We start from the raw sequence: 26,790 nt of genomic DNA, 5'->3' as shown, positions 1-26,790 counted from the left end.
GGTGTCCGCCACGATGAAAGGCCTTCCCACCCATGCGAATCCGCTCTCTTCGCGTATCCCTCGCGCTGGCCGCGACCGCGCTCGCGGCCAGCACCGCCACCACCGGCATCGCCGCCGCCGACATCGACCTCGGCAGCTCGGGTAGCGCCGGCGGCGACATGGTCATCACCCTGGTGCGCCACACCGAGTCCGCCGGCAACGCCTCCGGCCTGATCGACACCAAGGTCCCCGGGCCCGACCTGACCGCGCGCGGCCGGGCACAGGCCGACAAACTGGCTGTGCAGCTGGCCGATAAGGACTTCGACTGCGCCTACGCCTCCAATATGGTGCGCACCGAGCAGACCGCGGCGCCGACCGTCGCCAAGAAGGGCCTGAATGTCAAGGTAGAGCCCGGTTTCCGGGAGATCGAGGCGGGTCAGTACGAGGGCACACCGGAGGCCGAGGCAATGTCCGGGTACCTCCAGGCGCCGATCAAGTGGCTCTCCGGTGACCTGAGCGCACGGATTCCCGGATCCATCGACGGCAACGAATTCGACGGCCGCGTCGATCAGGGGCTGCTCGAGGTGCAGCGCCGCAACTGCAGCAAGCCGGTGATCTTCGCGCACGGCGGCACCATCATGTTCTGGTCCATGCTGAACGCCGACAACGCCGACAAGAGCAAGCTCGGCACCGATCCGATCCGCAACGGCGGCCGCGTCGTCCTGAAGGGCAGCCCGAAGAAGGGCTGGACGATCGTCGAGTGGGTCGGCCACCCGGATCTCGGCTGATCTTCCCTTTTCCGCGCCCCGGATGTCACCGACGCTCTCGATGACACCGGGGCTGTGGTGTATCTCGACCGGGGACCACAGGGCGATATTGATTCACGGTTTTCTGAATACAGACTTACATGTACAGTCCGTGCCGTGGACACCCTGCTGTACCGTGACGCCCTGACTCGCTTCGGCCACGCCCTGTCCGACCCCACCCGCACCCAGATCCTGCTCAGCCTGCGCCAGGCCCCCGGCTACCCGTCGGATCTGGCCGAGCAGATCGGCGTCTCGCGCCAGATCCTGTCCAACCACCTCGCCTGCCTGCGCGGATGCGGACTGGTGGTCGCGGTGCCCGAAGGTAGGCGCGCCCGCTACGAACTCGCCGACGCCCGCATCGCGCGCGCCCTCGAGGACCTGACCGGTCTCGTGCTGGCGGTCGATCCCGCCTGCTGCCCGGACTCGGCGACCGAGGAGTGCTGCTGATGCCGCACTCACTCGGCATGCCTTCGGCGGTGACGCTGGGCCCGTCGCCGGATCGGCAGGCGCTGTTGGCGCGGCGGATACGGTGGTTCGTCGCGGCGACCATTACCTACAACGTCCTCGAGGCGATCATCGCCCTGACCGAGGGCGCCCGCGTGTCCTCGACCGCGTTGATCGGATTCGGGCTGGATTCGGTGATCGAGGTGTCCTCCGCGGCGGCCGTGGCCTGGCAGTTCGCCGGCCGTGATCCGGAGCGGCGGGAAAAGGTCGCGCTCCGGATCATCGCGTTCTCCTTCTTCGCTCTGGCCGCCTACGTCACCGTGGACTCCGTCGGCGGACTGGCCGGCGTCGGCGAAGCCCAGCACTCTTCCGTCGGCATCACCCTGGCCGCGGTGAGCCTGGCCGTGATGCCGGTACTGTCGTGGGCGCAGCGCCGTGCCGGTCGCGAACTCGGATCCGCCTCAGCGGTCGCCGATTCCAAGCAGACCCTGCTGTGCACCTACCTCTCGGCGGTGCTGCTGGTCGGGCTGGTGCTCAACAGCCTGTTCGGCTGGTCGTGGGCCGACCCGGTCGCCGCCCTGGTCATCGCCGCGATCGCGGTCAAGGAAGGTCGCAACGCCTGGAAGGGCGACACCTGCTGCCCGTCTCCAGCCGCACTCGGCGCGAAACCGCCTGCGGCCGAGCATGATTGCGCCTGCTGCGAGGGCTGACGCCGCTCCCGCCACTAGCCGCGTTCACGCCGGGCTGTGCGGCGCCAGCCCGTTGAGCATGCGGGTCAGCAAGGGAATACGCCGCTCGCGTTGCGCTCTCGATCGTGGCGGGACCCACGTCGGCCATCGTGTGCCGCATGGCACCCCGCGCGCGCTCGTCGGTGCGAGCGGCGACGGTCAGCTCGTATCGACTGAAGTCAGCGCTGGTTCGTGGTCGCTCGCGGGACCGGAATCAGTTGTCGGCCAGTTGCCGACGAAACTCCTTCCGCCACTGCGGGTCCTGACGGAGCACCACAACCAAGCCCAAGGCTTCCCGAACCGGCAGGCTGAGCGCGTCGGCCAGGGCGCGGGCGGCCATGGCGCGGTTCTGCCAGACGACTTGGTCGTCGTAGACGGTGCGCATCACCCGGGACTCGGCATGCACACGGCGCAGCCGTAGCTCCAAGGCTGAATCCTCGTCGATGCCGGGGCGGTCATCCTCGCCGAGCAGGGGCAGTGCGTCGATGACCTCGGCGTAGGTGTCGAGCCCGGTCTCGGCGGCCAGCGAGGCCATCTGTGTGGCGAGTACGCGGCGTAGGTGCTCGGGTGTCGCAGCGTCGACCAGTGCGGCGAACTGGTCAGGCACCGAGACCCGCTGGCTACCGTCGGCGGGGAGCAGGGGAAGAATCTGCGCGCTGTCGAGGTACCCGTCCAGGCCGGGTGGGGGCAGCGGGATGCCGCAGCGGCCAACGACCGCCGCACACACCGCCAGCAGCTGTTCCCGACGCTGCTCGGGTGTGTATGTCTGACCGAGCGGCGGCATCGGGCTGACCACGCATTGCCCGTCCGGATCCCACCGCGCCGCCCACTCGTCGTGCGGCGGCAGGCCGGGGAAGACCTCGAACGGTTCGCACGCGCCCTCGGGCACAACGGCCGAGCGAGTGTCGTAGCTCGTCACGATTTCACCGTTGTCGAAAAGGGATACCTGGATCGAGCCGGTCTGGCTCGAGTAGCTCACCGATATCGCGCGTGTGCTACGGGATACACGGCGCAGGACTTCCGCGCGCGTGCCCTCGAAACCATAGAAACCTTCCTGAAAGCCGAAGGCCCAACCGTCGTGCGTGCCCACGCAGACGACCGGCAGCTGTGCGCTGTTCCCACCCCCGGCCTTACTGCGCCCCCGCGGCTGCCGGGTCTCGGGCAACGCCCCGAACCGGCGCAACAATTCGGCCTCGTCCAAGCCATGGGCGAAAGTCAGGCAGAACGAGTCGAATCCGCCGGGCCAGTTCTTCGTCGGCGCCGCACGGGGGATCGGTCGCTGCGATGCGGGGGCACCCTGGTCAGCAGGGGCAGACGCGAGGCCGAGCCGGGGTTCCGGTCTGGACTCGGGAGCGATCTCCCACAGCAATATCCCGTCGTCGGCGACAGGCACATACGACAGTCCCACAGTCATGGCCGTTCCGTCGTCGAGCGAGTCGGCGACCTGTTCCAAGAAGGCGGCGAGGCTTTCCCAGTTCCCGAAGCTCGCGCCCTCGGATTCCTCGTACTCGCCCACCGCACCGAACGTTTCGCCGCGACGGCAGTCCACCACGACTGCGTCCACACTGGAGGTGCGGGCGATCGTGACGAAATCCTGGTGCCAGTAGTCCTCGAATGGCAGGTTCTCGCCGTGCCGGCCCCAGAGTTCGTGGTGCATCCGGCTCGAGGAGAGGATTTCGGCGAGGGCATAGGGCTGATGGCCGGGGAAGCTGAAACTCCCCTCGCCGGGTGTGACGCCGTCGTGGTGGCGCAGATAGGTGACCAGATCCGCGGGGAACTCCACGCCCAGTTCGGTAGCTGCGGCCTCGATCGCCTCCGGCGCGGCCGGCGGACGCAGGGAGGCGAAGGTCCGCGGTGCGTGTGTGGCGAGCCAGGAGTCGATCCGTCGCAGGGTTTCTTCGATCGGGGTGGCGGGCATGGTCTGATCATCACCTTCACCCCCGACATCGTTACCCTCTGTAAAGATCGCCCTGGCTGTCTCCACCCTGGTGGCGGCTGATCGGCGCGAGGCCGGACCCGCTGACGGTCGAGAACTACTCAGCCTGAATTCGAGGCATCAGGCTGGCGGGTTGGGTCGTGGCAAGACCGGACGTTCGTGAGGCGCCGAGCCGCTGTCACTGAGCATGGCGACACCCGGCTGCCGGTTGCGTCGCGGCCACGCTAGCCAGTCGCGGGCTCCTTGGGCCGGTGCTGCCGTTGGCTCAGCACGAGCGCGCCCGCTGCCAACAGGTAGAACGGCGACGGGAGCAGCAAATCCCAACCCGCCGTGTCGTTGTGCTCGAGCGCCTTCAACCCGAGATACCCGTCGACCGTGCCGAGAACAGCCAGAATCGCCGCGGCCCAGCGCGTTCCGGCCCGGACACACCTACGCGGCAACGCGAAGACGACCGCGGGCACCAGCACCACCAGGCCGGACTCCGCGACGAACACGAGCAATTGCTCGACCAGCGGCCGCGCCGGCGGATAACCCACCCCGACGACGGTCTCCGACAAGACCACCGCGGTCTCGCTGCGGTCCGCCCCGGCGTCACTGCCGGACAGCACCGGGAAACGCGTGTCCAACACCCGCGGTAACGCGACCAGGACCAGGCTCACCACACGCCAGCAGGTGACACCGCGCCACCACCGCCCCAGCGACACCACCATGCCTACATCCCCTCCGACCGAACTCCGCGCGGGCGAGGCTACCCGCGCAGCCCATCCACAGCGAATCCGGCCACGCCCCGATCGGAAACCCACAGACCGACAACGGATCCTGTGGGAAGGCAAGCCGGGATGGCGAAGCTGGAGTAGTACAGGCCGTGACGATCTCAGTTTCTTGTGGCGGCCGGCGCTTTTGCGCCGAGGTGGGCTGGTAGCCGCCGGTAGCCGTTGAGGGTGACCAGTTCGCGTTTCTCGGGTGCGGTGGTGAGGCGCAGGGCAGGGAATGTGTCGAACAGGGCGCGCAAGGCGGTGCCTCCTTCGACGCGAGCGAGTGCGGCGCCGATGCACGCGTGGACGCCGGTTCCGAAGGCGAGGTGGTCGGCGGCGTTGGGGCGTGTGATGTCGAAGCGATCCGGGTCGGTGAAGACGTGCGGGTCCCGGTTCGCGCCCGCGGGAAGGAGGATGACCGTCTCACCGGCAGCGATATGGTGCCCGGCGATCTCGATGTCGTGCAGGGCGATCCGAACCATTCGTTGTACCGGGGGGTCGTAGCGGAGGATTTCCTCGATGGCGTTGGGCCACAAGCTGGGATCCTCGTGCAGCCGGGCCAGCTGTTCGGGGTGGTCGAGCAGTGTCACGATTCCGTTGCCGATGAGATTGACCGTGGTCTCGAAGCCTGCCCCGATCAGCAGTGCCGCGTTGGCGGCCAGTTCGCGGTGGGTCAGCGTGCCGTCGAGGGCGAGTCGGGCGAATGGGGTGTCAGCGGAGTCGCGGTGGCGGATTCGGTCGAAGTGGTCGCCTAGATAGTCGTCGAGGTCGCGCAGACCTTCGACTGCCTGGCGGTAGGTAGTCCATTTGATGCCGACGTCCAACAGTGGAGCCGCTCGGTGACCGCAGGTAAGCAGGCGCGGGCGAGCCTGTACGGGTAGGCCGAGGATCTCGGCGATCACCGCCACCGGTAGCTGTTCGGCGAAGGCCGACAGCAGGTCGACCTGTTGACCTGCTTCGAAGGTATCGAGTAGTTGTGTGGTCATCTCGGTGACCCGGTCGCCGAGCCGGTCGATAGCTCGCGGGGTGAAGCTGTGGGCGACCAGTCGCCGGTAACGGGTGTGTTCGGGCGGGTCGACCATCAACATGGCCGGCGGCTCCACCGGATTGGGCAGGCCGGGATCGACGCGGGCGATCAGCGCCGTCAGCGGTTTGGGCAATCCCGACTTCGCCGGGTCGACAGCACCGAATCGGTTGTCCCGCAGCATTGTCCGGCATAATTCGTGGTCCGCGCTGACCCACACGAACGGGGTGCGGACCAGCCGCCCTCGTTGCCGGATGGCCTCGATCACCCGGTAGTGCTCGGCACCGGCGGCGCCCTTCAGCAGAAACCGCGCCAGCGGATCGCCGCGGCGCGCCTGTACCGCGAGGAAGGCGCCCGGCACGGCGTGCATGGCCGCCCACCGAATCCAGATACGTACGTCCATGGCAGCTGTTCCCCCAGCTCTCTGATACAAACATACTCGATATGTCTCTAGAGTCTCTGGACTACGATACGTTCGGCACAAGCGTTGGGCAAGAAAGGATTTCCGGAGTGACGGCAACGGAGGAGTTTCTGCGACGCATGGTCGAGCCCGACCCCGCGGTGCTCGCCCAGGTCCTCGAGCCCGATGAGATCGCGACCCGCGTGCTGCGCGGCGCCCGGGAGCAGTTCGAGCTGGTCGGCATTCGGCGCACCACCATGGAAGATGTTGCCCGGCATTGCGGTATCGCTCGGGCGAGCCTGTATCGCAGGTTTCCGACCAAGTCGCAGCTCGTCGATGCCGTGGTGCTCGCCGACGTGCGCCGCTACTTCGAGGGCAGCGCCCGCGCCCACGAGTCCGGCCATACCATCGCCGAAAAGTTGGTCAACGGGACAGTTTTCAATGTCCGGTTCCTGCGCGAGCACACGCTGTTGCAGAAGTTGCTTCGGACCGAACCCGAAGCCCTGCTACCGGGCCTGACCATCGGGGCCGCCGCTCTCCTCGACCTCGCCATCGATCGCGGCGCCGCGCAACTGGCGGAGTTGCTGCATGGTTCGCGGCCTGCGAGCGCGGCTCAGCAACGTCACCTGCGCACTGTCGCCGAACTGCACACCCGCCTCACCCTGTCGTTCGCACTCACCCCCCACACCGGAATCGACCTCGACACCGTCGACTCGATCCGGGCGTTCGCCCACACCTATCTGCTCCCGCCGATCATCGGAAACGACAGCCGGCCGACCGAAAGTTCCTGACGCGCTTGCGGTCCGGTGCAACGCGGCGAACTCGCCCGCCGCGCAGCGTGTGCGTGACCGGCATGAGCGCGCACCAGGCGATGCTGTCGGGCCGATCGGCTTGGACGGCCGTCGACGCGCGGGTCACCGGAAATAGGGCTGGCGCCAGAAGCCTCGGCCCGAAACCTTCACGCTCCGGCGTTGATCGGCTCGGAGTGCGCGGGTCGCGGCAATGCAGTGTGTTCGTCGGCCAGCGCCGCAGCTCCCAGACCAGGGCGGTCGCGGCCTTCAACTCCCCGGCTAGGGTTCCGAGCAGGATCGTTTCGGAGGGGACCTGTTGTACCGCAAATTCGTGTTGATCGCACTTGCCGTCCTCGCCATGACAGCAGTGCTGTCGAGCTGTTCCGGCGTTGACTCGTACCGCGGAGAGAAGATCGCGGCGATCGAGGCGGCGATCAAGGTGATGCCCGGGGTGGAACGCGTCGAGGTGAAGAACTCGGACCAGGACGTTTTCGAGCTGAAGTTCAGGCTGATCGTGACCATGCCTCAGGCATCGGAGCAGCAGATCGCCGACGTGGCGGTCCGGCTGAACGGAGCCAGGAAAGAGCATGTCGTCGAGGGCGATCATTCGACGACCGTGCACATCGGCGACAGATCAGCGGTCGGCTATTACGGAACGAGGCTGGAACCGGCGCTGGCCGTCGCCGACGCGCGGAGACTCAGGGCTATCCAATCTGCGCTTTCCACAGGGACGATCGGCGCAGGCCGAACACCAGATCGTGACTGGCTACTACGTGTCGAAATCACCAGTGAAGAGCCGGCCGGTCACGCAGTAGAGGCTGCCCGGACCGGCCTCGGCGACGAACCCGCAGAGCTGACAATCCCAGCCGCAGGTGGAACCGGGCCCAATTGGGCGATCATGTTCCCCTACACCGCTGTCCAGGAGCAGACCGTCCGAGAGAAGACCGATCGTCTGCCACCGAATGTCGTATTCGAGATCGCCGTCGAGGGCGGCGCGCTGTCGAAAATCTGGCTGGTGTTACCGAACACCGCGACGACAGAGATCGACCTGCGATCGGTGATCACCGAGATACACCCGACAACGAACCATCCGCTGGCGCTGGCCTGGACAGATAAGACTGGTGTTCGGGAAAAGGATGCCGTCGCTGTGTACTCAGAATTTCACGGCCTTGTGATCGTCGGCGGATGCGATTACAACGCCGAAGGAAACGGCGGAAAGAGCCCCACACCGGAGGCCGATGCTCTGGAGATGAAGCTGCGCAAAGAGTTCGACACCTGCCCTCGATAGTTACGACAGGTCGACCGGCCGGCATGATCACTGCCATGCTCGGCGGCCCGGCTCATCGGCAGATGCGTGCGTTCCTGCCGGCGGCGGAGGACACCTGCTGAGCGTCAGCTCCGACGGCCACCGCTCAGCTCGACACTCAACTGCGAGCCGAGCTCGCGGAAACCGATCGAGCGGGCAACATGCCTGGATTCCCGGGAACGGGCACGCCACTGCGGCGTCAGCTCTTGTGTAAGTGCGTGTTTCACGGCGGCCGTGGCGACCATCGCGGCCAATCCCTGCCCCCGCCACTCGGGTGCGGTCAAAACCGAGACGTGCGCGGTGCTGCTGGGCCAGCGTCGGTAGCCCGCTGCGGCGATCACCTGGCTTCCTGCCCGCAGCGTGAATGCGGGTGAGGTGATTTCGTCCAATCCACTCTCGTCCGCATCCGCCGTTCCTGCCGATCTCATCAGGGCGCGCATTCCAGGATCGGTCGAAGCCAGTTCCTCGATTGCCCGAGCTCCGACCGGAGCCGGTCGAAAACACTCACTATCGGCGTAGGCCAACGCGGCAGGGCCGAGAACCTTCCCGATAGGCAGGATCCCGCGGAGCAAATCCGGGTCCGTGACATGCTCAACCGGCAGTGACTCCAGAACGGCCTGCACCTGTTCTGCCCCAGCATAATTCGGCGCCGTCGCGATTGCCGCCCCCTGCAAGGCCACGATCCCGACCCACCCCGGCGGGCACATCAGCGATCTGGGCGAAACCACCACGCGGACGTGGCCCGCTTCGAAGGACACCGGGACGGCCGCAAGCCCCTCCCACAACGCACAAGCCTTGGCCAGCATCAACTGCTCCGCGTCTCCCCCGTCGGAATTTCTATCAGCTCCGACGGTAACCGCACCGGCAGATCAGTGCGTTCGTGGCCGACCGCGCTTGGCTTCGGGATCGCGGGTCGCGGCATGCCGTGCGTTCGAAGAGCCGCGGCAGACCGCACGATTCGGAGTTTCGTCAGGTGGTGTACTCCCCTACGAGATCGCTGCTTTGACGGGAGGCGGCATCGTTGACTCCGATGATGTAGCCGTCGGAGTCTGCGAAGTAGAACTCGCGGGTGCGTTTGCGCAGCCGCTTCGATCACTTGCTGCTGACCGTGCACGAACACCTGGGCTGATGTTCGTGCACGTCGCGAGCGGCCGATCCGGGCCTCGACCGCGGCCCAGGGGTGCGTTATTCGGCCTCGGCGCTTGACCGCCGTCAGCGTCGCGTGCGCTCGGCGCGGGCGACGACCCGGATGGCTTCGGCGATCGTCGGATAGTCCTTGCGCAGAATGCTGCCGTGGTTGCTCGGGACCTTGGCGTGGATCTCGATGTTCGGATTGCGCTCGACCACCTTGGTCAGGCTGGCCCGGATGCGTTCCTGCTCATCGCCTTTGCTGCCGAACGAGGCACCCGAAGCGTTCACGTACCGGGTCGGGACGACGATGTTGTCCATCACAGGCCCCAACTCCCGCTCACGCGCGATCTCGCCGGCCTCGATGTTGCTGTCGGCCATCTGTGCCGCGGTCATCCGCGGCGCCATCCCGAGCGGGCGCAGCACCGGCATCACCCAGCTCAACCGCCGCCACAACTTTCGCATCCCCTCGATGTCGACCTCGTCGATCCAATCGTGAGGCTGGGCGCCCTCGACCAGGACCGCGCCCACCGCGCGCTCGGGGTTGCGGCTGGTCCAGTGCGCGGCGACGAACGCTCCGTAGGACCAGCCCACCACCAGCGCCCGATCGACACCGCGCGCCGCGAGCACGGCATCGATGTCGGCGACGTTGGTCGCGAACGAATAGTCCTGCGAGGTCTTGGATTTGCCGCGTCCTCGCATGTCGTAGGTGAGGTGGCGCCACTGCGGGCCGAGTTCGCCGATCACGCGCCGCCAATTGTGCTGGGAGGCGACGTGGCCGTTGACGTAGAGCACCGGGATCCCGGTGCCGCCGGTGTCGGTGACGGCCAGCGCCGTGTCATCGACGGCCACCATGCCGGTCCACGGGGTGATGCTGTTGTGACTCATGTGTCCTGCCTTAAGTCGTCCTCGGCGTTGCACCGCCGGGATATTTCCTGATGGCAGAAACGCTACGTAGCTTTCCAAAGTTCGACAATCAGCAGATCTGGCCGCTTTCAGGATAAGACCAGTTCAAGACACATTATGTGTTGCGATGACCTTAGAGATAACGCAACGAGCACAGGCCGCCTCGTTGCGTTGATCCGCCTACGGACGCTACCGTGAGCGCACGAGGACCACCCCGGAACACTGAGGAGATCGTCATGTCGGGAGGCCGGCTCACCCAAGCCGAACGCAAGCAGATCGCGCTCGGCCTGGCCGACAACCTCCCCTACGCCGCGATCGCGCGCCGATTGGCCCGCCCGACCTCGACGATCACGCGGGAGGTGCTGCGCAACGGCGGGCCGGGGTCCTACCGCGCCGACCTCGCGCAACGTGCCACCGAACGCCGCGCCCAGCAGCGCGCACAACCCGCCACTCGCCCGAAGCCGCTCCCGGCGCCCGGCCGCGGGCGTGACGTGCGGGCGGTCCGCCGGTACGAGGAGACTTTCACCGCGCTGCTCATGCAACAGGGCATGCCCAGAACGACAGCGCGAGTACTGACATGCCTGTTCACCGCCGACACGGGCAGCCTCACCGCCTCCGAACTCGTTGCGCGCCTGCAGATCAGCCCACCGTCGGTGTCCAAGGCGATCAAATCGCTGGAAACCCAGGGGCTGGTTCGCCGGGAAACCGACGAACGCCGCCGAGTCCGCTACATCGTCGACGACAACGTCTGGTATCAGGCGACAATCGAAAGTGCGCGCGGGATGGCCGAGGTCGCCGAGGTCACGCGCCGGGGTGCCGGTGTCTTCGGTCCCGGCACCCCCACCGGTGTGCGTCTGGAGAACATGGCCCGCTTCAGCGACTTCATCAGCGAAGCCATTCTGCGGGCGGCCGCGCAGAGCCGCGAAGTTCTGCGCGCGACGCCCCGAAGCGACACGGAGCCGGTAGATCCGCATCGCTAAAACTGCCGATCGACGGCCGCCCGTTCTCGAGCGACTGTGTGCTGGAGACTTCGGGATGGCATCGCCTGCCGATTACCGCGCCGCGCGGGACTTCTCGCCCTTGGCTGCGGCACTCTCGGACGACTCGGTGGCAGCGAGGGCGCGTTCGCCGAGCCGGCGCAGCAGCGGTGCGAGTTCGGGTGGATCGAGCAGGGTGTAGGCCACCGGCAACACGGCGAGTTGGGCGACGAGATAGTCGGCGGCGTCGGGAAAGGTGGTCAGCACGCAGGTGTTCTCGTCACGGGGCTCCAGCAAGCCTTGGCGGGCGCTGAGGCGGCGTTGCGCCTCGGCCATCGGGGCGTGTAGTACGACCTTGGCCTGGCGGGTGCCGGCGGCGCGGCGCAGGGAGCGCGTCAGCCACGTCGCGGCGTCCATCCCGTCGGGCAGATCCCGGGCCGCAACGAGCGCGCCGGTGCGGTGCAGCGCGGTGATGCGGTCGAGCCGGAAGGTGCGCCAGTCGCCGCGCTCGTTGTCGAACGCGATGAGATACCACCGGGCGCCCGCGGCGACCAAGCGGTGGGGTTCGACCACCCGTTCAGTGGCCTCGGCACCGGCCTTCGTGTAGGCGAATCGCACCTTTTCGTGGGCACGGACCGCGGCCGCGAGCGCGGCGAGCGTTTCGGGGTCGACGGGCGCGCCCGTCTGCGCGGCCACCACCTCGGTGGCCGCCAGATCGGTCACGCGCCGGCGCAGGCGCGCGGGCAGGACCTGTTCGAGTTTGGCCAACGCGCGCAGACACGCGTCCTCGATTCCAGCGACCGGGCCGGTGGCCGCGGTGCGCAGGCCGAGCGCGATGGCCACGGCTTCCTCGTCATCGAGGAGCAGTGGTGGCATCGCCTTGCCCGCGACCAGCCGGTAGCCGCCGATGTTGCCCTGCAGGGCGTGCACCGGATAGCCCAGATCGCGCAGTCTTTCGATGTCGCGGCGGATGGTCCGCGGCGTGACATGCAAACGTTCAGCAAGCTCCGCTCCGGTCCATTCGCGCGGGGACTGCAACAGCGACAACAGCGCCAGCAGTCGAGCCGATGGATCACGCATAGCGTCCATCCTGGCACGCATATAGGTCTTTCGATGACCTATATGGATCGTAATGTCGAGCGCGGCAATCAGGCGGCGGCCGCTGAGGGTCGACACCTTCCTGCCGCGTGATCTGCAACGCACTACCAGCAGGGACGCCTAATAGGACATTCATCGACCTATTGGTTTCTACCGTGGCGGTAGCCGACAGAAAAGAAGAGATCCACCGATACGCGAAGGAGAATCGTCATGGGTTTCATGGACCCCGGCAACGTCGTATGGTTCGAGATCAGCACCTCCGATGCCGAACCGGCACAGAAGTTCTACGCCGAGCTGCTGGGCTGGAAATACGAGATCGACCCGGACTCCTCGATCGAGGGCCGCCGCTACATCCGCGTCATCGCTCCCGGCGCCCCGTTCCCGATGGGTGCGATCCAGCAAGCCCCGGGGTCACCGCAGCGGATGAACCTCTCGATCGTCTCTGCCGACGTGGCCGCCGATGTGCGGCGGCTGGAGAAGCTCGGCGCCGCCGTGCAGGTGCCGGCAACCCAGGTCTCCGATGTCACCTGGTTCGCGGTGCTCACCGACCCACGGGGCAACCCTTTCTCGTTGTTCTCCCGATCGCAATCCGAACGTTTCGCCGAACGCATGGAACAAGGCGAGAAGGCAATGAGCGAAGCCGCATTCGCGCCGACGCCCGGAGCGATGGGCTGGTTCGAGCTGGGCACCGCCGACCGAGAGTCCACCGAGAAGTTCTACAGCGCCGCGTTCGGCTGGAAGTTCGTTCTCGACGACACCGCCGGCGGCAAGCCTTACTACAACATCTTCATCACCGGCGAGCACCCCTCGGGCGGCCTCAGCGATCAGGGCCGTGACGGCGCCGACTACCTGATGCCCAGCTTCCTGGTCTCCGATGTCGCCGCGACCACAGCGGCAGCCGAAAAGCTCGGCGCCACCCTCGCCGCGCCACAGGACGCCGATCCCGACGGGTTGGTGTACTCCTATCCCGTCGATCCCTTCGGAAACCGGTTCGGATTGTTCTCGCTGCCGACAGCGACGAGGTCTCTCGCACCACCGAGTTCGCAGTCATCCCGAAATCGACTCACCCCGAAGGCATAAGAGGAGAGAATCATGAAGATCGCTTTGCTGGGCACCGGATTCGGGCAAGCCCACGCCGCGGTGTACGCCGCCCGCAAGGACGTCGAGGTGGTGATGTTCGGTCGCGACCCGGACAAGACCGCAAAAGCCGCCGCGCAATTCGGCTTCGCCCATTCCACCGACATCGACAGCGCGTTCACCGACCCCTCGTTCGATCTGGTCGATATCTGCCTGCCGATTCCCCTGCACGCCGAGTTCGTGCTGCGGGCACTGGACGCGGGCAAGCACGCGCTCGTCGAGCTTCCGCTCGCCGACAACCTCGACGATGCCCGCCGCGTGGTCGAGGCCGCCGAACGCAGCGACCGGCAGGTGTTCGTGGACATGTTCGAACGGTTCATTCCCGCCAACCAAGCCCTTGTCGAGGCTGTAAACGCGGGCACCTACGGTCGCCTCGAACAGCTCACCCTGTGGAATCGGACCGCGCCGCTGTGGCCGGGGGCCTCACTCGGACTGGCGGCATTACCGCTCGAGGCGATGCACAGCGACATGGACATCCTCACCCGGATCCTCGGGCTGCCGGAATCGGTTCAGGTCGCCACCGTGGCCCGTGACGACGACCACGCTTGCGTCGAAGCCACTTTCACCTACCCGGACGCGTTCGTCCGCGACACGGTGTCCGCGCTGATGCCGATGTCGTGGGGCGCGCGCGGAGGCTACACTGCCACCTTCACCGACGGCGTGCTCGAAGCCACCGCCACAATGGGTTTCGACGGCAAACCCGTTGGTGCGGTAACCGCCTACACCGCCGAGGGTGCCCAGGAACTCGATCTCCCGGCAGCCGACCAATACGCCGCCATGATCGACCACGTGCTCGCGGTGACACGCGGTACGACCGAAAATCGGATCACGCCGGGCAGCACGATCGACGCCCTGCGCCTCACCCTCGAGCTCGATCGGGTCGTCAACAAGCAGCGGCCGTAGGGGTGCGGTAGTGCCGAAAGCGTACGGGGCCAACAGGTCTGGTGGCCCCGGGCAGTCCCGACGAGGTAGTACTGCCTACCCCTCAGTCAGTTCCAGAAGCCGTCATGAACGGCCCGCGCTTCAGGAAGATCAACCGGGCCGAGGACGATCAGCTCGCGCTGGCCGCTGGCGAAGACCTGCCGGCACGGCAGTGCCATGGTGGGGTTTTCCGGGTTGGCGCCGGTGAGGGCGAGCAGCTGGTCCTCGCCGAGGGCATAGACGACGCGGCCGATACTGCCCCAGTAGATCGCGCCCGAGCACATCGCGCACGGTTCGGTGCTCGTGTACAGGCTGCAGCCGCGGAGGAACTCGGCGTCGTATTCGGCGGGTCGCCAGGCGGACCAGGTTGGTTTCGGCGTGGCCGGTCGCGTCGCGCATGCTGGTGACCGTGTTCTCGGCCTCCAGGAGAACCTGCCCGTCGGGTCCGGCCAGCAGTGCGCCGAAGGGGTGGTTGCCGTTGGCTCGGGAACGCCGCGCGATCGCGATGGCGGCGTGCAGGTGCTCGGTGTCCTGGTCGGTCAGAGCGGGTGCTGTGATCGGGACGGTGCTCATGCGGTGCGCTCCTCGCGGGGTTTGATGGTCGACGTGCTCGGCGGCTTGGGTAAGGGTGGAATGGACGAGCCCCGCGGTCGCGAAGCAACTGCGGCGGACAGAGAACCGTGGCGTTCGGCGATCGGACCGACAAGTCCTCGGTACTCCCCGTGCTCTACCTCGTTCCCGTCGGCGTTGCAGTTGGCGAGGTGAGACGCCTGGCTATCGTAGGTCGAGTGCGAGCAACGGCACGGTGTCGATCCCGCGCCCGGTGGATTCCTCGATCAGGCCGCTAAGCTTGCGGTAGGCGCGCGGGTGACGAATCCTGTACTCCGCCAGCACCTGTGCGCTCTCCGGCGGCTCCATGACCCGCGCCACCGCGGGCACGCGCCGCCGGGCCCCGATCCATACATGACACCTCGGGGTGACGCGCAGATTGCGATACCACTGGGAGGTGGCGCCGAAGCCGGAGGCGATGACGACGCGGTCGCGGCTGATATGGGCGACGGTCTCCAAGGCGACGTAGCGTGGTTCGCCGGACTTGCGACCGATGTGCTCCAGCAACAACAGTCGTGATCCGAACACGAAGCCGAGGCCGGCTCGGAACAAGCCGATCGGGGCGCGTACGAACCAGCGAGTCCGCAGCAGCCGTGCTCCCAGGCTGGTCATCCGGCTACGCTAGCAGCCTCGAACGGCGCGCCGCGCAGGAGTCGGGTGCGGTAGATCCGGAGGGCGGCCACTACGGCGAACAGGGCGGTGAGCGCACCCAGGATGATCCGGATGGAGTGCGCGACTTCGATTTCCTGGACGGTGCGGTGCAATTCCTCGACGGTATACCGGTCGCGATCGTCGAACAGGATGGTCCAGCGCTCCCACAGGTACAGCGCCGACAGCAGGAACAGTCCGGACACCAGCGCCGCCAGCGAAGCGAGCGTCCATGCCCGCGCGGTGCGAGCCCACAGGCTCGCCGCTGTCGCCACGACCGCACTCAGCGTCAGCACCGCGCCGAGCGGGCGCATCACGCTGCCGACCGAGACCGCCGCGGTGAACTCGTCGGCGACGATCAGCGAATGCGGTATGTCGTGAAAGTAGTTCGGGTACAAGAAGACTGTCTCGGCGATCATGGTGCAGAACACCAACGTGGCGAGCGCGGCATAAACAGTGGCGGCAGACAGTGCGACGGTCAGCTTCGGCAAGGGATTCCCTCTGCAATTCCGGTGAAGGGGGCTTCAGGAAAAGCTAGGCCGCACCGCCCCCGGGCACATCCGGGCTCGACCCTGACCCGAGACCGGGGTGTCCCCGAGACGGGGCTTCCGAAGCCGCGAACGACCCGGGCGCGTCAAAGCGCCCAGCGGGCAGCGAAACCCACGGATTCGCGCCTCAGATCCCGTGTTCGACGGCGTCGAAGGCCTGGTTCAGGCGCTGACGGTGCGACATGGCGATGCCGGTGAGGTCATCTCCGGCAAGTCGACGCCGCACCGTCTCGACCGCGACCGTCCGGTACGCGGCCACCAGCAAGGCCGCGGCCAAGGTGCCGTCGCCGGAAAACGTGGCGTCCGTGTCGAGTTCGGCGGCCAGCGCCGTCTCGACCTCGTACGCGAAGGCCCGGAGCCGCGCGATCAGGGCGGGCGAAGCCGTGATGGTCCGCATCATCGGCTCGATGTCCCCGTCCAGGCCCGAGAGCACGTGCCGCTCCCCCGCGAGCGCGAGGGCGGTCCGGCGGAGCGTCTCGACGGCGCCGATGTCGTCGGTTCGCTCGCGCAGTGCGGTGCGCACGATGTCGACGACGTCCGGAAGACGATCGAGCAGGAGATCTTCCTTCCGCTCGAAGTGTGCGAATACCGTCACCTTGGACACGCCGGCGGCCGCGGCGACCTCGGCGATCGTGACGTCCTCGAAGCCGCGCTCCAGGAACAGTTCACTCGCGACCTCGGCGATGCGCGCTCGCGTCTTCGACCCTCCGCGATCTCCTCGATTCGGCATGTAAAAATTGCTCCTCGCTGTGCTGATCTCTATCCACTATTTCTCACGGACACGGCGGCCGGGCTTTCGGGGAGCCGCCCGCCGCCACCTCGATCCTCCTTGGCGAACCGCGCGACGAGGTCGGGGATGCGCAGGAACGTGGCCAGTCCCGTGACGGCGAGAAAGGCGTCGATTCCGAACCGGCTCATGGGCATACCGAGGCGCAGCAGACGCGGATTCACCTCAGCCTGGCTCTCGTCGACGAACGGCCGCAGTGTCGTGTCGTAGTTCGCGAGCGCACGCGGCAGATCGGCAGGGTGCGCGTTGATCGCACCGGCCAGAACGTAGGCGCCGACCAGACCGCCGGAGACGCCCATGCCGCTGTAGGGGGATGCGCAATGCGCGGCATCTCCGACAAGGACGACGCGTCCCTGGGACCAGGTATCCGTTCGGACCTGGACGACCTCCTGGGAGTAGAAGCTAGAGGTCGTCTCCATGCCCTCGAGGAAGCGGTCGGTCTGCCATCCCGCGCCACGGAAACGCCCGGCCCAGAACTCTTTCTGGCGCTCGATCGGTTCGCGATGGATCGCCGAGGCTTCCTCCGATGCCTCCCGCAGCACGAAATACACCTGGGTCTCGTCCGCGTTGTGGCTCCTGCGCATGACCATGCGGCCGCCGGGAGCGTTGTAGGTGTCGCGGATATTGCTGTCCGAGGCGATGCGTGGAACGAACCAGTACGCCATGTGCATCCCCATTCGCCAGTACGGCTCCGGAGCCCCGTTGGGCAACAGTGCCCGGCGAATCCGCGACCCCTGCCCATCGGCACCGACGAGCAGGTCGAACTCGTCGGACGAGCCGTCGGAGAAGTAGGCGACGACCCTGTTCTCGTCCTGCTCGAAGTGGTCCACGCTGGTCCCGAAGACATAGTCGACGTCGCCGTTCGTCGCGTCGTGGAGAATGCGCACGAGATCTCCGCGCATGATTTCGTACTCGGAGGTCAGCGTCTGACGCCCCCGGCCCGATGTGTTGGCCATGATCGTCGCCCTCGCCCTGCCCTGCGCGTTCACGAAGGCGACGCCGGCCTCGTCCACGAGCTTGCTCCGCACGACCTCGAGAAGCCCCATGGCCCGGACCGCCTCGATGCCTTGCCCGCGGAGATCGACCTGGGCGCCGGTGGCCCGCAGCGACGGAAATCGCTCGACCACGACGACTCGATGACCACTTCGCGCCAGCCAGTAGGCCGTCGCCTGTCCTGCGATACCCCCGCCGCACACAAGGACTTTCAAGCAGCGAGTTCCGGATGCGGATGTCACGATCTCGATTCCGATCTGTCGTACCGGGAGGATCGAGCAGCACACGTCTCGGTCGGCACGATCACATTTACTCAGTAAGCTTACCGGGTAAATTCAACGAGTTCGAGCGTCTGGGCATCCGGAACGAGGTCAGAAAGCCGCGAATACGCGGGCGAGTGAGGTGAATCACCCACTCGTCTGCAGGATTCGACGCGTTCGCTCTCGCGAGCCAACGGACGGAGCCTGACCGCGTCCCGCCGACGAGTGCGGTCGGCTAGCAGGCATCCAATTCGGCAAGCCATCGATGGTGCGGATGAACGCGGGTCAGCCATTCCGTGAGCCGGGCGATACGGTGGTCGGGCAGCAGTGGTACGACTCGCGCGAAGTCGCGGTCGTCCTTCGGTCTAGGCGCTTTGGCCTTGAAAAGTAGTGCCACCTCGGGGATTACATAGGGAATTGCGTCGTCGTCGAAGGCGATCAGTTCCGCGTAGGGCAGGGTGATGGTGCGATCCCGGCGACAGATCCACCGGTCGCCCTGATGCGGTTCACGAAAGACGTCCAGGTGGTATCGGCCGGTCCGACTGTCCCGCAGCCAGGTTTGGTGCAGCTCGGGATCATCGGCAGCCTCGGGGTACGGCCATACCATCCCCGCGCCGACGACGTCCCATTCGAACTCGTGCAGAGCTTCGGCCACCTCGGTGAATGCGCCTCGCGGAACGGCGATTTCGATGTCATCGTGCTGCCGGGTTGTTTCACCGATGAACAGGTCCAGCGCCCAGCCGGCAACGACACACCAAGGCGCCGATACCCCGGCCAGCCGCGTGGCGACCTCGGCCGGCGACCACGGCGTCCATCGGCGCTCACATTCCTCCGCGCTTAGTCGGCGACCGCTCGGCAGATCATCGCTCATGTCGCTAGAGCCTACGAACATTCTGCGAATCGCCGCAGCAACCGGCGAGGGATGCGGGCGGGCGTCAGGTCTACGCGTGAGCCTCTGTACGCGGGCCGACCGCAGGGAGCCGAGATCGGATATCAAGCGCGGCAGGTGATCTCGCGCCCTCGCCGAGACCCCTTTCGAGCACCCGACGTGACGCGGGCGATCGCTCTCGTAACCTCCCGGTCAGCGGGTCGTGGAAGGTTCGATCGTGCGTCGCTTGACCAGCAGGATGATCGCCAGGACCGGATAGACCAGAATCGGCAGCAGCGTGCCTGCGTAGAAGGCTTGGTCGGCCAGGATCGCGGTGCCGGTGAGCAGGGTGAAGTCGAATAGTCCGTGGATGACGGAGTTCGCGACGTTACCCCGGCTGACCCGGCGGATCAGATAGAAGAAGTAGCCCGCGAGGCTGACCATGATCGCCTGCGGAAGCGCCGATACTCCGTGGGTGAGGCCGTTGCTCAGGTGCACCGCACCGAAGATGATGCTCGACCACAGCGCGACTCGCCCCTCGCTGAGTCCGTGCTCGCGCAGAACCACGACGCCGATACCGCGGAACATGCCTTCCTCACCCCAGCCCACGAACTGGGTGGCGACCAGCAGGACCACGACATACAGCCAGCCCTTCTGCGACAGCGCGCTGTAGCTGATTCCGCCGGCGATGGCGACGAGGAAAACGATCGGCACGATCCGCACCCAGGATCGGGTAGGTCGGTCGTCGTGCAGGACAGGGCGTACCCAGCCGAGGTAGGCGATGACGGCGTAGGTGAATGCCAGCGCCACGCCGAGCGGGATGATCATGCCGTAGACGACCCCGCGGGTAGTCAGGAAGTCGTCCTCACCGCTGAGGTGATTCATCGCGATCCCACCGGCTTGGATGATGGCGAGGTAGACGATCACGACGACAGCAAACATCGGATAGGACAGACGGCGACCACTCAGAGAGGCCGTCAGCCGGCTGCGAGGCGCGCTCATGGGGGTAAACATAGATGATTCACACCCCGCGTCACGCGTGTTCGGTCGGGACTCGGACTTCGCCATCAGCCCTGGTGGATTCGGGTGCGGCGCGTAGAAGCCGCACGGTGCGCGCCGCCGCACACGGGGTGTGCGGCGGCTGACGGGATGGCTGGGCGCTCAGGCCGCGACGTACCCCAGCACAAGGGCGGCAACGACCGGCACCAGATACAGCAGCGGGTAGGCGATGTGTGCGTACGCGCGGGCTCGCAGCACCGTGGCCACGGCCCCGAGGAAGTACACGATCAGGCCGATCGCGGCCGCAACACCCAGGGCGGGCACGAACAGCCCGGCGAGCATGCCCAGCGCGCCTGCCGTCTTCACCGTGGCCAGACCGGGCCACCACGCGCGGGGCACGCCGTAGTCGGCCAACGGCTCCACCACCCACGCGGCGCGGGTGAAGGTCGACACGGCGGAGAAGCCGACCCAGAGGGCGGCCAGCACGGTGACGACGACGAAGGCGATGTTCATGGGGTGCTCCTCAGCAGACATTTATTCACTACGTTATAGTACTAATTTGTAGTACTACGATGTAGTAGTGTCAAGTGCATGCCCAAGAAAACCTCCCGTCGCGAATTGCTCGCCGACGCCGCCCTGACCCTCATCGACCGCGAGGGCCTGAGCCAGGTCACCCACCGCGCCATCGACACCGCCGCCGGAGTACCGGCAGGCACCACCTCCAACTACTTCCGCACCCGGGCCGCGCTCTACCAGGCCATCGCCCAGCGACTGCTCGAACTTCAACTCGCCGAGATCGACCGAATCGCCACCCCTGCCGACACCGACCCGGCCGACCTACTCGCCGCCCTGGCCGATCCCGACTCCAGCGTGGCCCGCAACCGCCTGCTGGCCCGCACCGAACTGACCCTGGCCGCTGCCCGCGACCCCGAACTCGCCGAGCTCATGCGCCGACTTCGCGCCAGCGCGTTGGCGCAACTCACCGCCATCCTGCGTGCCCGCTATCGGAATTCCACCGACGCACAGATCGACGCCCTCGGCTCTGTCTTCACCGGCATCGCACTGGACCGCATCGCCCTGGGCGTACCCGGAATGGATCCGCGCGTACTCTTCGATGCCGTCTGCGCCGGCCTACTGCACTCCGGCGAGTGAACACAGAACCCATGTGCCACCGGCGACGTGACGCGGGTCGGCCGCACGTCCGAGCTTCGTGAATGTCGGTGGTTCATGGCAGTGTCGGCCGCTGTGCTTGCTTCACCTGATGACGACGCCTGGATCCATGATCATGGATTGCGTTTCCCGACCTCGTTCGCGATCAACAAACCGAGGGCGTTGTGAACACGGTGACCGGTGGTCTTGGGTGGATGCACGGGAGGGATCTGCCGGTGGTCGCCCCCCCCTTTGCGCGGCAGATCAACGCCCGGGAGTTGTTGAAGCGGATGGGCGTCGACCAGGGCACCGTGACGGATATGTGGTCACGGCAGGGCATTACCGAAGCTGGGCCTGGGTTCAGGAGCACAGTTGGCGGAAGTCCCTGCATGAACCATGGACCTCGTCAAGCGGACAGGCAGCGACCCACACCGCTTCGACGCCGAGATGCAGGCCCTCGGCGCCCGTCCTGAAGAACACGAGTACGGTCCCTCGGGGTCGCGCGGCATGTTCTACAGGCTCGCAGAGAGCCTGGGTGTCGGGGGTGCGCTACGCCCGCACAGGATCGTTGCTCTCGACGAATTTCAAAAAGCGCGGAATCACTTGGTCCGGGTTGGCCCACATCAGATCGTGCCCGACGCCCGGGTAGGTTTCGACCTCCACCGTGGGGATATGCGCGCGGACCCGGGCGGACCCACGCACCGGATCGCTGACGACAGTTTCGGCACCGTAAAGGATCAAACTCGGCGCGGCGATCGCGGACAGTTGCTCGTCGGTGAACGGACGATCCCACGGCACGCCCGATCGGAACTTCAGCGTCGCCATGGCCACCGCGAGTTCTTCCTCGGTCAACTCGAATCCCGGCATCAGCCATTTGTTGAGCTTCCGCATCTTCTCCGGGGTCGGCCGCATGCCCGCTTTGAGGAATTTCAGCAGCATGCCCCAGCTCGGCTTGGCGAAGGTGGCTCCGCTGGGCTCGATCATGGTCAGACTGGCCAAACGTTCGGAGTTATATACCGCGACGACGCCGGCCAACCAGGAACCGTAGGAATTTCCGGCGAGGTGCACACGGTCTTCGCCGAGACCGTCGAGCACCGCGACCATCCACCTCGCGATGTCGCGCGCGTCGACCAAGGGCGCGGTCTGTTCGCATCGCCCGGCCCATCCGATGACATCGGGGGTGTAGACCACACGCTCACGCGACAGATCCTCGATGAACCGGTGCCACACCATCCCGTTGCCGCCGATGCCCGGCAGCAGCACGATCGGCGCGCCCTCGCCGGCTCCGGATCTGCGCACTCGCGTTGTCCCGAAGGGTGTTTCGACATCGAGGTCGGCCGAGGGCACCGGCCACCGCGCGGCCACGGAGTCGTACGCGGCCAGGAACGTGGTCTTCGCCTCGGCGTTGGTGAATCGCCCGATCTTCGGCACAGGCCTCCCCTTCATCAGTTTCATGGTATCGACATACCATTTACATGGTATGAACGTACCACATAATTGGTATGTGCGTACCATCAAGGTCCGTCAGGTTCCGCGATCCGGAAGAAAGGGGCAGATCTCGTGCCACGGCTGGTCGACCACGAGGTCCGGCGACGTCACATCACCGACGCCGTCCGGCGAGTCATCGTCGCGGGCGGCCTGGAAGGGGTGACCTTCCAGACGGTCGCCGCCGAAGCCGGGCTCTCGGTTCGACTGGTGCAGTACTACTTCGGCACGAAGAAGGAATTCCTGCTCGCGACGCACCGGTCGGTCATGCAGGACGCGGGCGCGCGGTTCACGCAGCGGTGGGCCACCCTCGGCACGGACGCCACTCCTCGCGAAGTTCTGCGGGCGGTGCTGACCGAACTACTCCCGCTCGACGACCAGCGCCGGGAGGAAGCTCTCGTACTCGGCGCATTCGGCTGGGCGGCCATCACCGGCCAGGGCATCACCGCGGAGGAAACCTTCGCCGCACCACGAGCTTTGGTCACGATCGTGGCCGATCAGCTCGGACGAGCGCAGCCGGCAAAGGATTCGATCCCGAGCGACCCCGACCAGGACGCCGAACTCGTCGCGATGGCGATCGGCGGACTGGCGCAAGGGATGCTTCAGGGCTACGGCACCGCGCAATCCGCGGTCGCGCTCGTCGACCGGCTGCTCGATCGCATCCTGGGGACGACTACCGGGTCGGCCGGAGCTGTCAGCCGGCGACAGTGATCAGCCGCGGCATCTCGACGAAGATCGGTCCGCGGCTCGAAGCTGCTGGGTTGCCTGATGGTCGTGGGTCGGGACGATGCGCGCGAAGTGGCGGGCGAGGTGGAGCCGGTGCAGGGTTTCGAAGGCGCGGTCGCGGTCTTCGTCCAGCAAAGATCCTGGGTAACTCGACTTCTGGCGGATCTCCTCGACCTGCAGGGTGTGCCAGGCGGCATCGCCCGCGAGCAGGATCCAACCATCACCGGTGTGGGCGAGGACGCCCACGCTGCCGGGGGTATGTCCGGCCAGATCGACCAGGAGCACCGTCGAATCCCCGAACAGATCGTGACTGCGGGTGAAGGTGAGGATCGGTGGGCCGTCCAGCTCGTAGTCGACGATCGCGCGATCGCGCAGCGCGTCGCGGACCCCGCCGGTCGGGGCCACCGCCCCGCCCGAGATCCATTCCCGCTCCGGGCGGTGCAGATGCACCGGGAGGTCGCCCAGATCCAGCAATCCGCACACATGGTCCCAGTGCGCGTGTGTCGGCAGCGCGAAGTCCAGCGGCGAGGGCCCGGGCAGTTCGCGCAGGGCCTCGACAGTGGCGATCACGTCGGCCGGCGGGCGAACCGCGATCCGCACCACGGCCGGTAGCTGGGCGAGCGCGCGGCGTCCGACATCCAGGCAGATGCTCGGATCGACGATGAATCGCGCCTTGGGATGCTCGACCACGAAGGAGGTCAGCGAATTGGTGATCCGCCAGGGCGTGAACCGCCCTTCCACGACACCGGCGGTCGGCGCCGACCGCGACACCTGACGCAAGGCGGTCACCGACACCACGCCCTGCGGCACAGGCAGTCCCGCGTCGGTGATCGTGCGCAGCAGCCGCTGGTCAGGGCGACGTGGCCGGATCATTCCGTGCACGATTCCCGCTGCGGCAGTGCAACATTCGACAAGACTCGGCGTGCGTGCCCGATCGGCCATATCGGTGTTCCCCCCGGCTTTGCGGTCTTCATTGCGACTCCACGGGCCGCTCGGTGGGACCGTAACACCGGAGGCGGGCAGGAAGAATCGGACCGGGGCAGTAGCTGGTGTCCTACTGCGGTAGGAAGGCGAGCCACCGGTTTCCGAGTGCGTTGCGGAATCGGCCTGCCAGCCGGTGTCATCCCCAGGTCAGTGGGTCGAGGTGGAGGTAGAACCGCCGCCGGTCGTGGTCGAGGTCTATTCCGTATGTCCGCGCGAACATTTCATCCGCAGTAGTTGCCACGCCCTCGTCGGGCCAGGTTGCTCTGGCATTGGCCAGCAGCAGCGCGATGTCGGCGTAGGGGTCACGGCTACATGTGGGACCGTAGGCGAACATTCCGCTGTGGGGACGGCCGTCGCCCCTGGTCGCGGATCCCGCGACTATACGGTTCGATGGTGCCGTGGATACTGCGGATTTCGCCAGAGTCGTCGCCGAATTCGGCGCCGGCGCTGCTTTGCTCGTCGAACCGGGCTCCAGCGCGGTCGCGCATGTGCCCGCGGCATGGGCGCGGGTCGCGGCAGGGCGCGAGGCGGCCGAGCGGCGCGCCGCCGCGCGAGCCCTGTGGCGGGTCGACGGGCTCGCCGAGCTGCTGCCGCGGTTCGATCTCGTGCTGGCGGAGTGTCTCGAGGATGTGCGGATCTGTCTGCTGCGGGGCGACTGGGTGCTGCTGTACGCGTTCCGGAAACCGTTCCAGCCCTATGAGTTCCGTATCGGCTGGGATCCGCAGACCTTCGGACGCGATCAGCCGCCGCACTGGGAGTTGTTGCCCGACGCGCTGCGCGGGTTCCTCGCCCGGGTGCACGCCGGGTTCACCGACCTCGACGGCATCTCCTACGGACCCACCCGCCCCCGGGACATGCTCACCTATGCCGATCTCGGTCTGCCCGCGTCGATTCGCGATTGGCAAGCGTCCGAGGACATTTCGGGCGACCGTGCGACGTTGCTCAGTCAGGGCCTGGGCGGTACCCGGTACTTCGTGTCCCCCGAGCTGCCGGCCGGGACCATCGGCTGGGAAGCCGAGGGCCAGCTGGATCGACCACTGGATTTCGCCGAGACCTTCGACGAATTGATGAGCTACGGCTTTCAACTCGAAAGCGAACAGCCACCGGAGTCCGCCCCCATCAGCGCGGTGCTCGAACCTCTCGAGGTCGCTCAGGCCGCGCTATGGGTCCCCGAACTCACCGAGCACGCCGCGCGTGACCGCGTTCGCGCCCTCATCACCGACCTCTTGGCGGCACTCGGCGGCCAGGTGCGTCTGTGCACGCGGGGAGACCACAACGGCGAAGACGTGCTGCCGCACGACGACGGGTTCAGCCGGGTCGAAGCCCGCTATCTCCTCGAACCCCCGGAATTGGATCGCCCGCAACTCTGGGTACCGCCGATCGCCCGGATCTGGGAACAGAACGGCTGGCCGATCACCCTCTCGGGCGACAGCCACGGCGTCCACGTCACCGCTCGCACTCCGGACTGGTTCGAACTCACCCTGAGCTACGACGCCGAAACCATGCGCCTGAGGCTCACCTCCCCCGGCTTCACCCGGGTCTAGCGCGCCGCGACAGACAACCGTCCCGCTTCGCGCACGCGACTTCGGCGACGGTGCGGAACCCCTTGGCCAACAATCGCTACCGGTGTAGCCTTTGTTTCGGATCGACTGTAAGCCAACGTGTTTCAGGCCAGCCCTCCGCGCTCACTCGGCGCCCACTCACCCCGGGCTTCAGGAATCGAGATCCGCATGCTCCACCTTTCCCGCACCCGCCGCGCCCAAGCCCTGGTCACGCTGGCAGCACCGCTGCTGGCAATGCTCACCGTCACCACTCCCGCCCAGGCCGCTCCCGACCAGGCCGAGGCGGCCTGGAATGTCACCAATCCCAATGCCAACGGGGCGTTTAAGGCGGTATCGGGCCTGGTCACGGTCAAGAACAAGGCGGGCACCACGCTGTTCACCTGCGCCGGGCTGACCTCGACCGGCACGCTGCTCCCGGGGCCCCGCAGCGGAACCGGACTGGGCAGCATCGATACCACCGCGGCCACCACGTGCACCGCCCCGGACGGCACGATCTGGAACGCCACGGGCGCGATGACCGGCGACTCTCTTCTGGTCGGCAAGAGCTACAACGCCGCGACCGGCACCAGCTCGATCATCAACGGCCCCAACAGCACAGCGGTCAATATCACCTTCACCAGCCGTAACACTACGCGCCGATGCGGGTTCTTCACGCGATCGACCGCGATGACCTACACCAACGCCACCGCCACGCTGAAGGCCACTACGGCAGTGGTCAAGCTCGCCACCTCCTCCGGCACCCCGGTGTGCCAGGGCCTGCTCACCCCGGACGAAACGATCACCTTCGACGCCGAGTACAAGGTGACCCCGGCGGTACAGATCACCGGATGACGAGT

At 66.7% G+C, this 26,790-nt stretch carries 28 protein-coding genes and 1 pseudogene; 12 read left to right on the top strand and 17 right to left on the bottom strand.

What is annotated here, in order from left to right; translation table 11 throughout:
- The first annotated feature begins 32 nt into the window (after positions 1-32).
- The 3 genes from AB0I43_RS18390 (at position 33) to AB0I43_RS18380 (ending at position 1,939) form a co-directional block, all read left to right on the top strand.
- Positions 33-767, top strand: coding sequence for a histidine phosphatase family protein (locus tag AB0I43_RS18390; RefSeq protein WP_356980903.1), 735 nt, complete (start codon positions 33-35; stop codon positions 765-767).
- A 135-nt stretch (positions 768-902) separates the two neighbouring features.
- The gene (locus AB0I43_RS18385) at positions 903-1,232 is read left to right on the top strand and encodes a metalloregulator ArsR/SmtB family transcription factor (RefSeq protein WP_356980902.1); all 330 of its coding nucleotides are present in this window, start codon (positions 903-905) and stop codon (positions 1,230-1,232) included.
- Complete coding sequence (locus AB0I43_RS18380) at positions 1,232-1,939, top strand: cation transporter (RefSeq protein ID WP_356980900.1); 708 nt, start codon at positions 1,232-1,234, stop codon at positions 1,937-1,939. The genes AB0I43_RS18385 and AB0I43_RS18380 overlap by 1 nt, the downstream gene beginning before the upstream one ends.
- A 232-nt stretch (positions 1,940-2,171) precedes the next feature.
- On the opposite strand, the gene AB0I43_RS18375 is transcribed toward AB0I43_RS18380, so the two are convergent.
- The 3 genes from AB0I43_RS18375 to AB0I43_RS18365 all read right to left on the bottom strand — a co-directional run bounded on the left by AB0I43_RS18375 (position 2,172) and on the right by AB0I43_RS18365 (position 6,075).
- A complete protein-coding gene (locus tag AB0I43_RS18375; protein WP_356980898.1) occupies positions 2,172-3,875 on the bottom strand; it encodes an SMI1/KNR4 family protein in 1,704 nt (567 codons plus the stop codon).
- 242 nt (positions 3,876-4,117) lie between these two features.
- Entirely contained in the window at positions 4,118-4,603 is a 486-nt protein-coding gene (locus AB0I43_RS18370) for a hypothetical protein (protein WP_357432454.1), read from the bottom strand.
- 164 nt (positions 4,604-4,767) lie between these two features.
- On the bottom strand, positions 4,768-6,075 hold the full coding sequence (locus tag AB0I43_RS18365; RefSeq protein WP_356979392.1) for a cytochrome P450: 1,308 nt from the start codon (positions 6,073-6,075) through the stop codon (positions 4,768-4,770).
- Positions 6,076-6,212: 137 nt separating this feature from the next.
- Here AB0I43_RS18365 and AB0I43_RS18360 point away from each other — a divergent pair, with 137 nt between their 5' ends.
- Positions 6,213-6,863 (top strand): helix-turn-helix domain-containing protein, encoded by a 651-nt coding sequence (locus AB0I43_RS18360; protein WP_356979391.1) that lies wholly within the window; start codon positions 6,213-6,215, stop codon positions 6,861-6,863.
- A 331-nt stretch (positions 6,864-7,194) separates the two neighbouring features.
- Positions 7,195-8,151 carry a hypothetical protein gene (locus AB0I43_RS18355; protein ID WP_357432453.1) on the top strand — a complete coding sequence of 319 codons (957 nt, stop codon included), beginning with the start codon at positions 7,195-7,197 and terminating at the stop codon, positions 8,149-8,151.
- A gap of 104 nt (positions 8,152-8,255) precedes the next feature.
- Here the strand turns inward: AB0I43_RS18355 and AB0I43_RS18350 are convergent, their stop codons facing one another.
- On the bottom strand, positions 8,256-8,975 hold the full coding sequence (locus AB0I43_RS18350; RefSeq protein ID WP_356979374.1) for a GNAT family N-acetyltransferase: 720 nt from the start codon (positions 8,973-8,975) through the stop codon (positions 8,256-8,258).
- Positions 8,976-9,381: 406 nt separating this feature from the next.
- Positions 9,382-10,185: an alpha/beta hydrolase gene (locus tag AB0I43_RS18345; protein ID WP_356979373.1), complete on the bottom strand. Its 804-nt coding sequence runs from the start codon at positions 10,183-10,185 to the stop codon at positions 9,382-9,384.
- Positions 10,186-10,439: 254 nt separating this feature from the next.
- On the opposite strand from AB0I43_RS18345, the gene AB0I43_RS18340 reads away from it, so the two are divergent.
- Positions 10,440-11,183, top strand: a complete 744-nt coding sequence (locus AB0I43_RS18340) for a MarR family transcriptional regulator (protein ID WP_356979372.1) — start codon at positions 10,440-10,442, stop codon at positions 11,181-11,183.
- Between the two features lie 72 nt (positions 11,184-11,255).
- Here AB0I43_RS18340 and AB0I43_RS18335 read toward each other — a convergent pair whose 3' ends face one another.
- Positions 11,256-12,260 (bottom strand): WYL domain-containing protein, encoded by a 1,005-nt coding sequence (locus AB0I43_RS18335; protein ID WP_356979371.1) that lies wholly within the window; start codon positions 12,258-12,260, stop codon positions 11,256-11,258.
- 228 nt (positions 12,261-12,488) lie between these two features.
- Between AB0I43_RS18335 and AB0I43_RS18330 the strand changes: the two genes are divergently transcribed.
- Entirely contained in the window at positions 12,489-13,358 is an 870-nt protein-coding gene (locus AB0I43_RS18330; RefSeq protein WP_356979370.1) for a VOC family protein, read from the top strand.
- A gap of 12 nt (positions 13,359-13,370) precedes the next feature.
- Entirely contained in the window at positions 13,371-14,318 is a 948-nt protein-coding gene (locus AB0I43_RS18325) for a Gfo/Idh/MocA family oxidoreductase (RefSeq protein WP_356979368.1), read from the top strand.
- 86 nt (positions 14,319-14,404) lie between these two features.
- Here AB0I43_RS18325 and AB0I43_RS18320 read toward each other — a convergent pair whose 3' ends face one another.
- The 9 genes and pseudogenes from AB0I43_RS18320 to AB0I43_RS18280 all read right to left on the bottom strand — a co-directional run bounded on the left by AB0I43_RS18320 (position 14,405) and on the right by AB0I43_RS18280 (position 20,561).
- Positions 14,405-14,620: a hypothetical protein gene (locus tag AB0I43_RS18320; RefSeq protein ID WP_356979366.1), complete on the bottom strand. Its 216-nt coding sequence runs from the start codon at positions 14,618-14,620 to the stop codon at positions 14,405-14,407.
- Between the two features lie 112 nt (positions 14,621-14,732).
- Positions 14,733-14,909: pseudogene (locus tag AB0I43_RS18315) on the bottom strand (hypothetical protein); the annotation flags it as partial.
- Between the two features lie 201 nt (positions 14,910-15,110).
- Positions 15,111-15,557 (bottom strand): nitroreductase family deazaflavin-dependent oxidoreductase, encoded by a 447-nt coding sequence (locus tag AB0I43_RS18310; RefSeq protein ID WP_356979364.1) that lies wholly within the window; start codon positions 15,555-15,557, stop codon positions 15,111-15,113.
- Entirely contained in the window at positions 15,554-16,084 is a 531-nt protein-coding gene (locus tag AB0I43_RS18305; RefSeq protein ID WP_356979362.1) for a hypothetical protein, read from the bottom strand. The genes AB0I43_RS18310 and AB0I43_RS18305 overlap by 4 nt, the downstream gene beginning before the upstream one ends.
- A gap of 184 nt (positions 16,085-16,268) precedes the next feature.
- On the bottom strand, positions 16,269-16,871 hold the full coding sequence (locus AB0I43_RS18300) for a helix-turn-helix domain-containing protein (protein ID WP_356979360.1): 603 nt from the start codon (positions 16,869-16,871) through the stop codon (positions 16,269-16,271).
- Between the two features lie 29 nt (positions 16,872-16,900).
- Positions 16,901-18,124 carry an FAD-dependent monooxygenase gene (locus AB0I43_RS18295; protein ID WP_357432477.1) on the bottom strand — a complete coding sequence of 408 codons (1,224 nt, stop codon included), beginning with the start codon at positions 18,122-18,124 and terminating at the stop codon, positions 16,901-16,903.
- A gap of 292 nt (positions 18,125-18,416) precedes the next feature.
- Positions 18,417-19,052 carry a hypothetical protein gene (locus AB0I43_RS18290; RefSeq protein WP_356979359.1) on the bottom strand — a complete coding sequence of 212 codons (636 nt, stop codon included), beginning with the start codon at positions 19,050-19,052 and terminating at the stop codon, positions 18,417-18,419.
- A 210-nt stretch (positions 19,053-19,262) separates the two neighbouring features.
- Complete coding sequence (locus tag AB0I43_RS18285) at positions 19,263-20,051, bottom strand: CPBP family intramembrane glutamic endopeptidase (RefSeq protein WP_356979357.1); 789 nt, start codon at positions 20,049-20,051, stop codon at positions 19,263-19,265.
- 159 nt (positions 20,052-20,210) lie between these two features.
- Positions 20,211-20,561, bottom strand: coding sequence for a DoxX family protein (locus AB0I43_RS18280; protein WP_356979355.1), 351 nt, complete (start codon positions 20,559-20,561; stop codon positions 20,211-20,213).
- Positions 20,562-20,639: 78 nt separating this feature from the next.
- Here AB0I43_RS18280 and AB0I43_RS18275 point away from each other — a divergent pair, with 78 nt between their 5' ends.
- Positions 20,640-21,200 carry a TetR family transcriptional regulator gene (locus AB0I43_RS18275; RefSeq protein ID WP_356979353.1) on the top strand — a complete coding sequence of 187 codons (561 nt, stop codon included), beginning with the start codon at positions 20,640-20,642 and terminating at the stop codon, positions 21,198-21,200.
- A gap of 546 nt (positions 21,201-21,746) precedes the next feature.
- On the opposite strand, the gene AB0I43_RS18270 is transcribed toward AB0I43_RS18275, so the two are convergent.
- Entirely contained in the window at positions 21,747-22,643 is an 897-nt protein-coding gene (locus AB0I43_RS18270) for an alpha/beta hydrolase (RefSeq protein ID WP_356979351.1), read from the bottom strand.
- 114 nt (positions 22,644-22,757) lie between these two features.
- On the opposite strand from AB0I43_RS18270, the gene AB0I43_RS18265 reads away from it, so the two are divergent.
- Positions 22,758-23,393 (top strand): TetR/AcrR family transcriptional regulator, encoded by a 636-nt coding sequence (locus AB0I43_RS18265; RefSeq protein WP_356979349.1) that lies wholly within the window; start codon positions 22,758-22,760, stop codon positions 23,391-23,393.
- On the opposite strand, the gene AB0I43_RS18260 is transcribed toward AB0I43_RS18265, so the two are convergent.
- Entirely contained in the window at positions 23,394-24,281 is an 888-nt protein-coding gene (locus AB0I43_RS18260; protein WP_356979347.1) for an MBL fold metallo-hydrolase, read from the bottom strand. It lies immediately after the preceding gene.
- 509 nt (positions 24,282-24,790) lie between these two features.
- On the opposite strand from AB0I43_RS18260, the gene AB0I43_RS18255 reads away from it, so the two are divergent.
- The gene (locus AB0I43_RS18255; RefSeq protein ID WP_356979345.1) at positions 24,791-25,936 is read left to right on the top strand and encodes a hypothetical protein; all 1,146 of its coding nucleotides are present in this window, start codon (positions 24,791-24,793) and stop codon (positions 25,934-25,936) included.
- 186 nt (positions 25,937-26,122) lie between these two features.
- Positions 26,123-26,785 (top strand): hypothetical protein, encoded by a 663-nt coding sequence (locus tag AB0I43_RS18250; protein ID WP_356979344.1) that lies wholly within the window; start codon positions 26,123-26,125, stop codon positions 26,783-26,785.
- Positions 26,786-26,790 lie beyond the last annotated feature (5 nt).

Origin of the sequence: Nocardia sp. NPDC050435 (genome assembly GCF_040655395.1) — a bacterium.
Taxonomy (GTDB): domain Bacteria; phylum Actinomycetota; class Actinomycetes; order Mycobacteriales; family Mycobacteriaceae; genus Nocardia.
This window is presented reverse-complemented; position numbering and strand designations above follow the sequence as displayed.

Bases quoted from the DNA above. Each gene is read 5' to 3' on its own strand.
- AB0I43_RS18390 (WP_356980903.1), top strand. From the start codon at position 33: ATGCGAATCCGCTCTCTTCGCGTATCCCTCGCGCTGGCCGCGACCGCG.
- AB0I43_RS18380 (WP_356980900.1), top strand. From the start codon at position 1,232: ATGCCGCACTCACTCGGCATGCCTTCGGCGGTGACGCTGGGCCCGTCG.
- AB0I43_RS18375 (WP_356980898.1), bottom strand. From the start codon at position 3,875: ATGCCCGCCACCCCGATCGAAGAAACCCTGCGACGGATCGACTCCTGG.
- AB0I43_RS18370 (WP_357432454.1), bottom strand. From the start codon at position 4,603: ATGGTGGTGTCGCTGGGGCGGTGGTGGCGCGGTGTCACCTGCTGGCGT.
- AB0I43_RS18365 (WP_356979392.1), bottom strand. From the start codon at position 6,075: ATGGACGTACGTATCTGGATTCGGTGGGCGGCCATGCACGCCGTGCCG.
- AB0I43_RS18360 (WP_356979391.1), top strand. From the start codon at position 6,213: ATGGTCGAGCCCGACCCCGCGGTGCTCGCCCAGGTCCTCGAGCCCGAT.
- AB0I43_RS18350 (WP_356979374.1), bottom strand. From the start codon at position 8,975: ATGCTGGCCAAGGCTTGTGCGTTGTGGGAGGGGCTTGCGGCCGTCCCG.
- AB0I43_RS18345 (WP_356979373.1), bottom strand. From the start codon at position 10,185: ATGAGTCACAACAGCATCACCCCGTGGACCGGCATGGTGGCCGTCGAT.
- AB0I43_RS18340 (WP_356979372.1), top strand. From the start codon at position 10,440: ATGTCGGGAGGCCGGCTCACCCAAGCCGAACGCAAGCAGATCGCGCTC.
- AB0I43_RS18335 (WP_356979371.1), bottom strand. From the start codon at position 12,260: ATGCGTGATCCATCGGCTCGACTGCTGGCGCTGTTGTCGCTGTTGCAG.
- AB0I43_RS18330 (WP_356979370.1), top strand. From the start codon at position 12,489: ATGGGTTTCATGGACCCCGGCAACGTCGTATGGTTCGAGATCAGCACC.
- AB0I43_RS18325 (WP_356979368.1), top strand. From the start codon at position 13,371: ATGAAGATCGCTTTGCTGGGCACCGGATTCGGGCAAGCCCACGCCGCG.
- AB0I43_RS18320 (WP_356979366.1), bottom strand. From the start codon at position 14,620: ATGTGCTCGGGCGCGATCTACTGGGGCAGTATCGGCCGCGTCGTCTAT.
- AB0I43_RS18310 (WP_356979364.1), bottom strand. From the start codon at position 15,557: ATGACCAGCCTGGGAGCACGGCTGCTGCGGACTCGCTGGTTCGTACGC.
- AB0I43_RS18300 (WP_356979360.1), bottom strand. From the start codon at position 16,871: ATGCCGAATCGAGGAGATCGCGGAGGGTCGAAGACGCGAGCGCGCATC.
- AB0I43_RS18290 (WP_356979359.1), bottom strand. From the start codon at position 19,052: ATGAGCGATGATCTGCCGAGCGGTCGCCGACTAAGCGCGGAGGAATGT.
- AB0I43_RS18285 (WP_356979357.1), bottom strand. From the start codon at position 20,051: ATGAGCGCGCCTCGCAGCCGGCTGACGGCCTCTCTGAGTGGTCGCCGT.
- AB0I43_RS18280 (WP_356979355.1), bottom strand. From the start codon at position 20,561: ATGAACATCGCCTTCGTCGTCGTCACCGTGCTGGCCGCCCTCTGGGTC.
- AB0I43_RS18275 (WP_356979353.1), top strand. From the start codon at position 20,640: ATGCCCAAGAAAACCTCCCGTCGCGAATTGCTCGCCGACGCCGCCCTG.
- AB0I43_RS18270 (WP_356979351.1), bottom strand. From the start codon at position 22,643: ATGAAGGGGAGGCCTGTGCCGAAGATCGGGCGATTCACCAACGCCGAG.
- AB0I43_RS18260 (WP_356979347.1), bottom strand. From the start codon at position 24,281: ATGATCCGGCCACGTCGCCCTGACCAGCGGCTGCTGCGCACGATCACC.
- AB0I43_RS18250 (WP_356979344.1), top strand. From the start codon at position 26,123: ATGCTCCACCTTTCCCGCACCCGCCGCGCCCAAGCCCTGGTCACGCTG.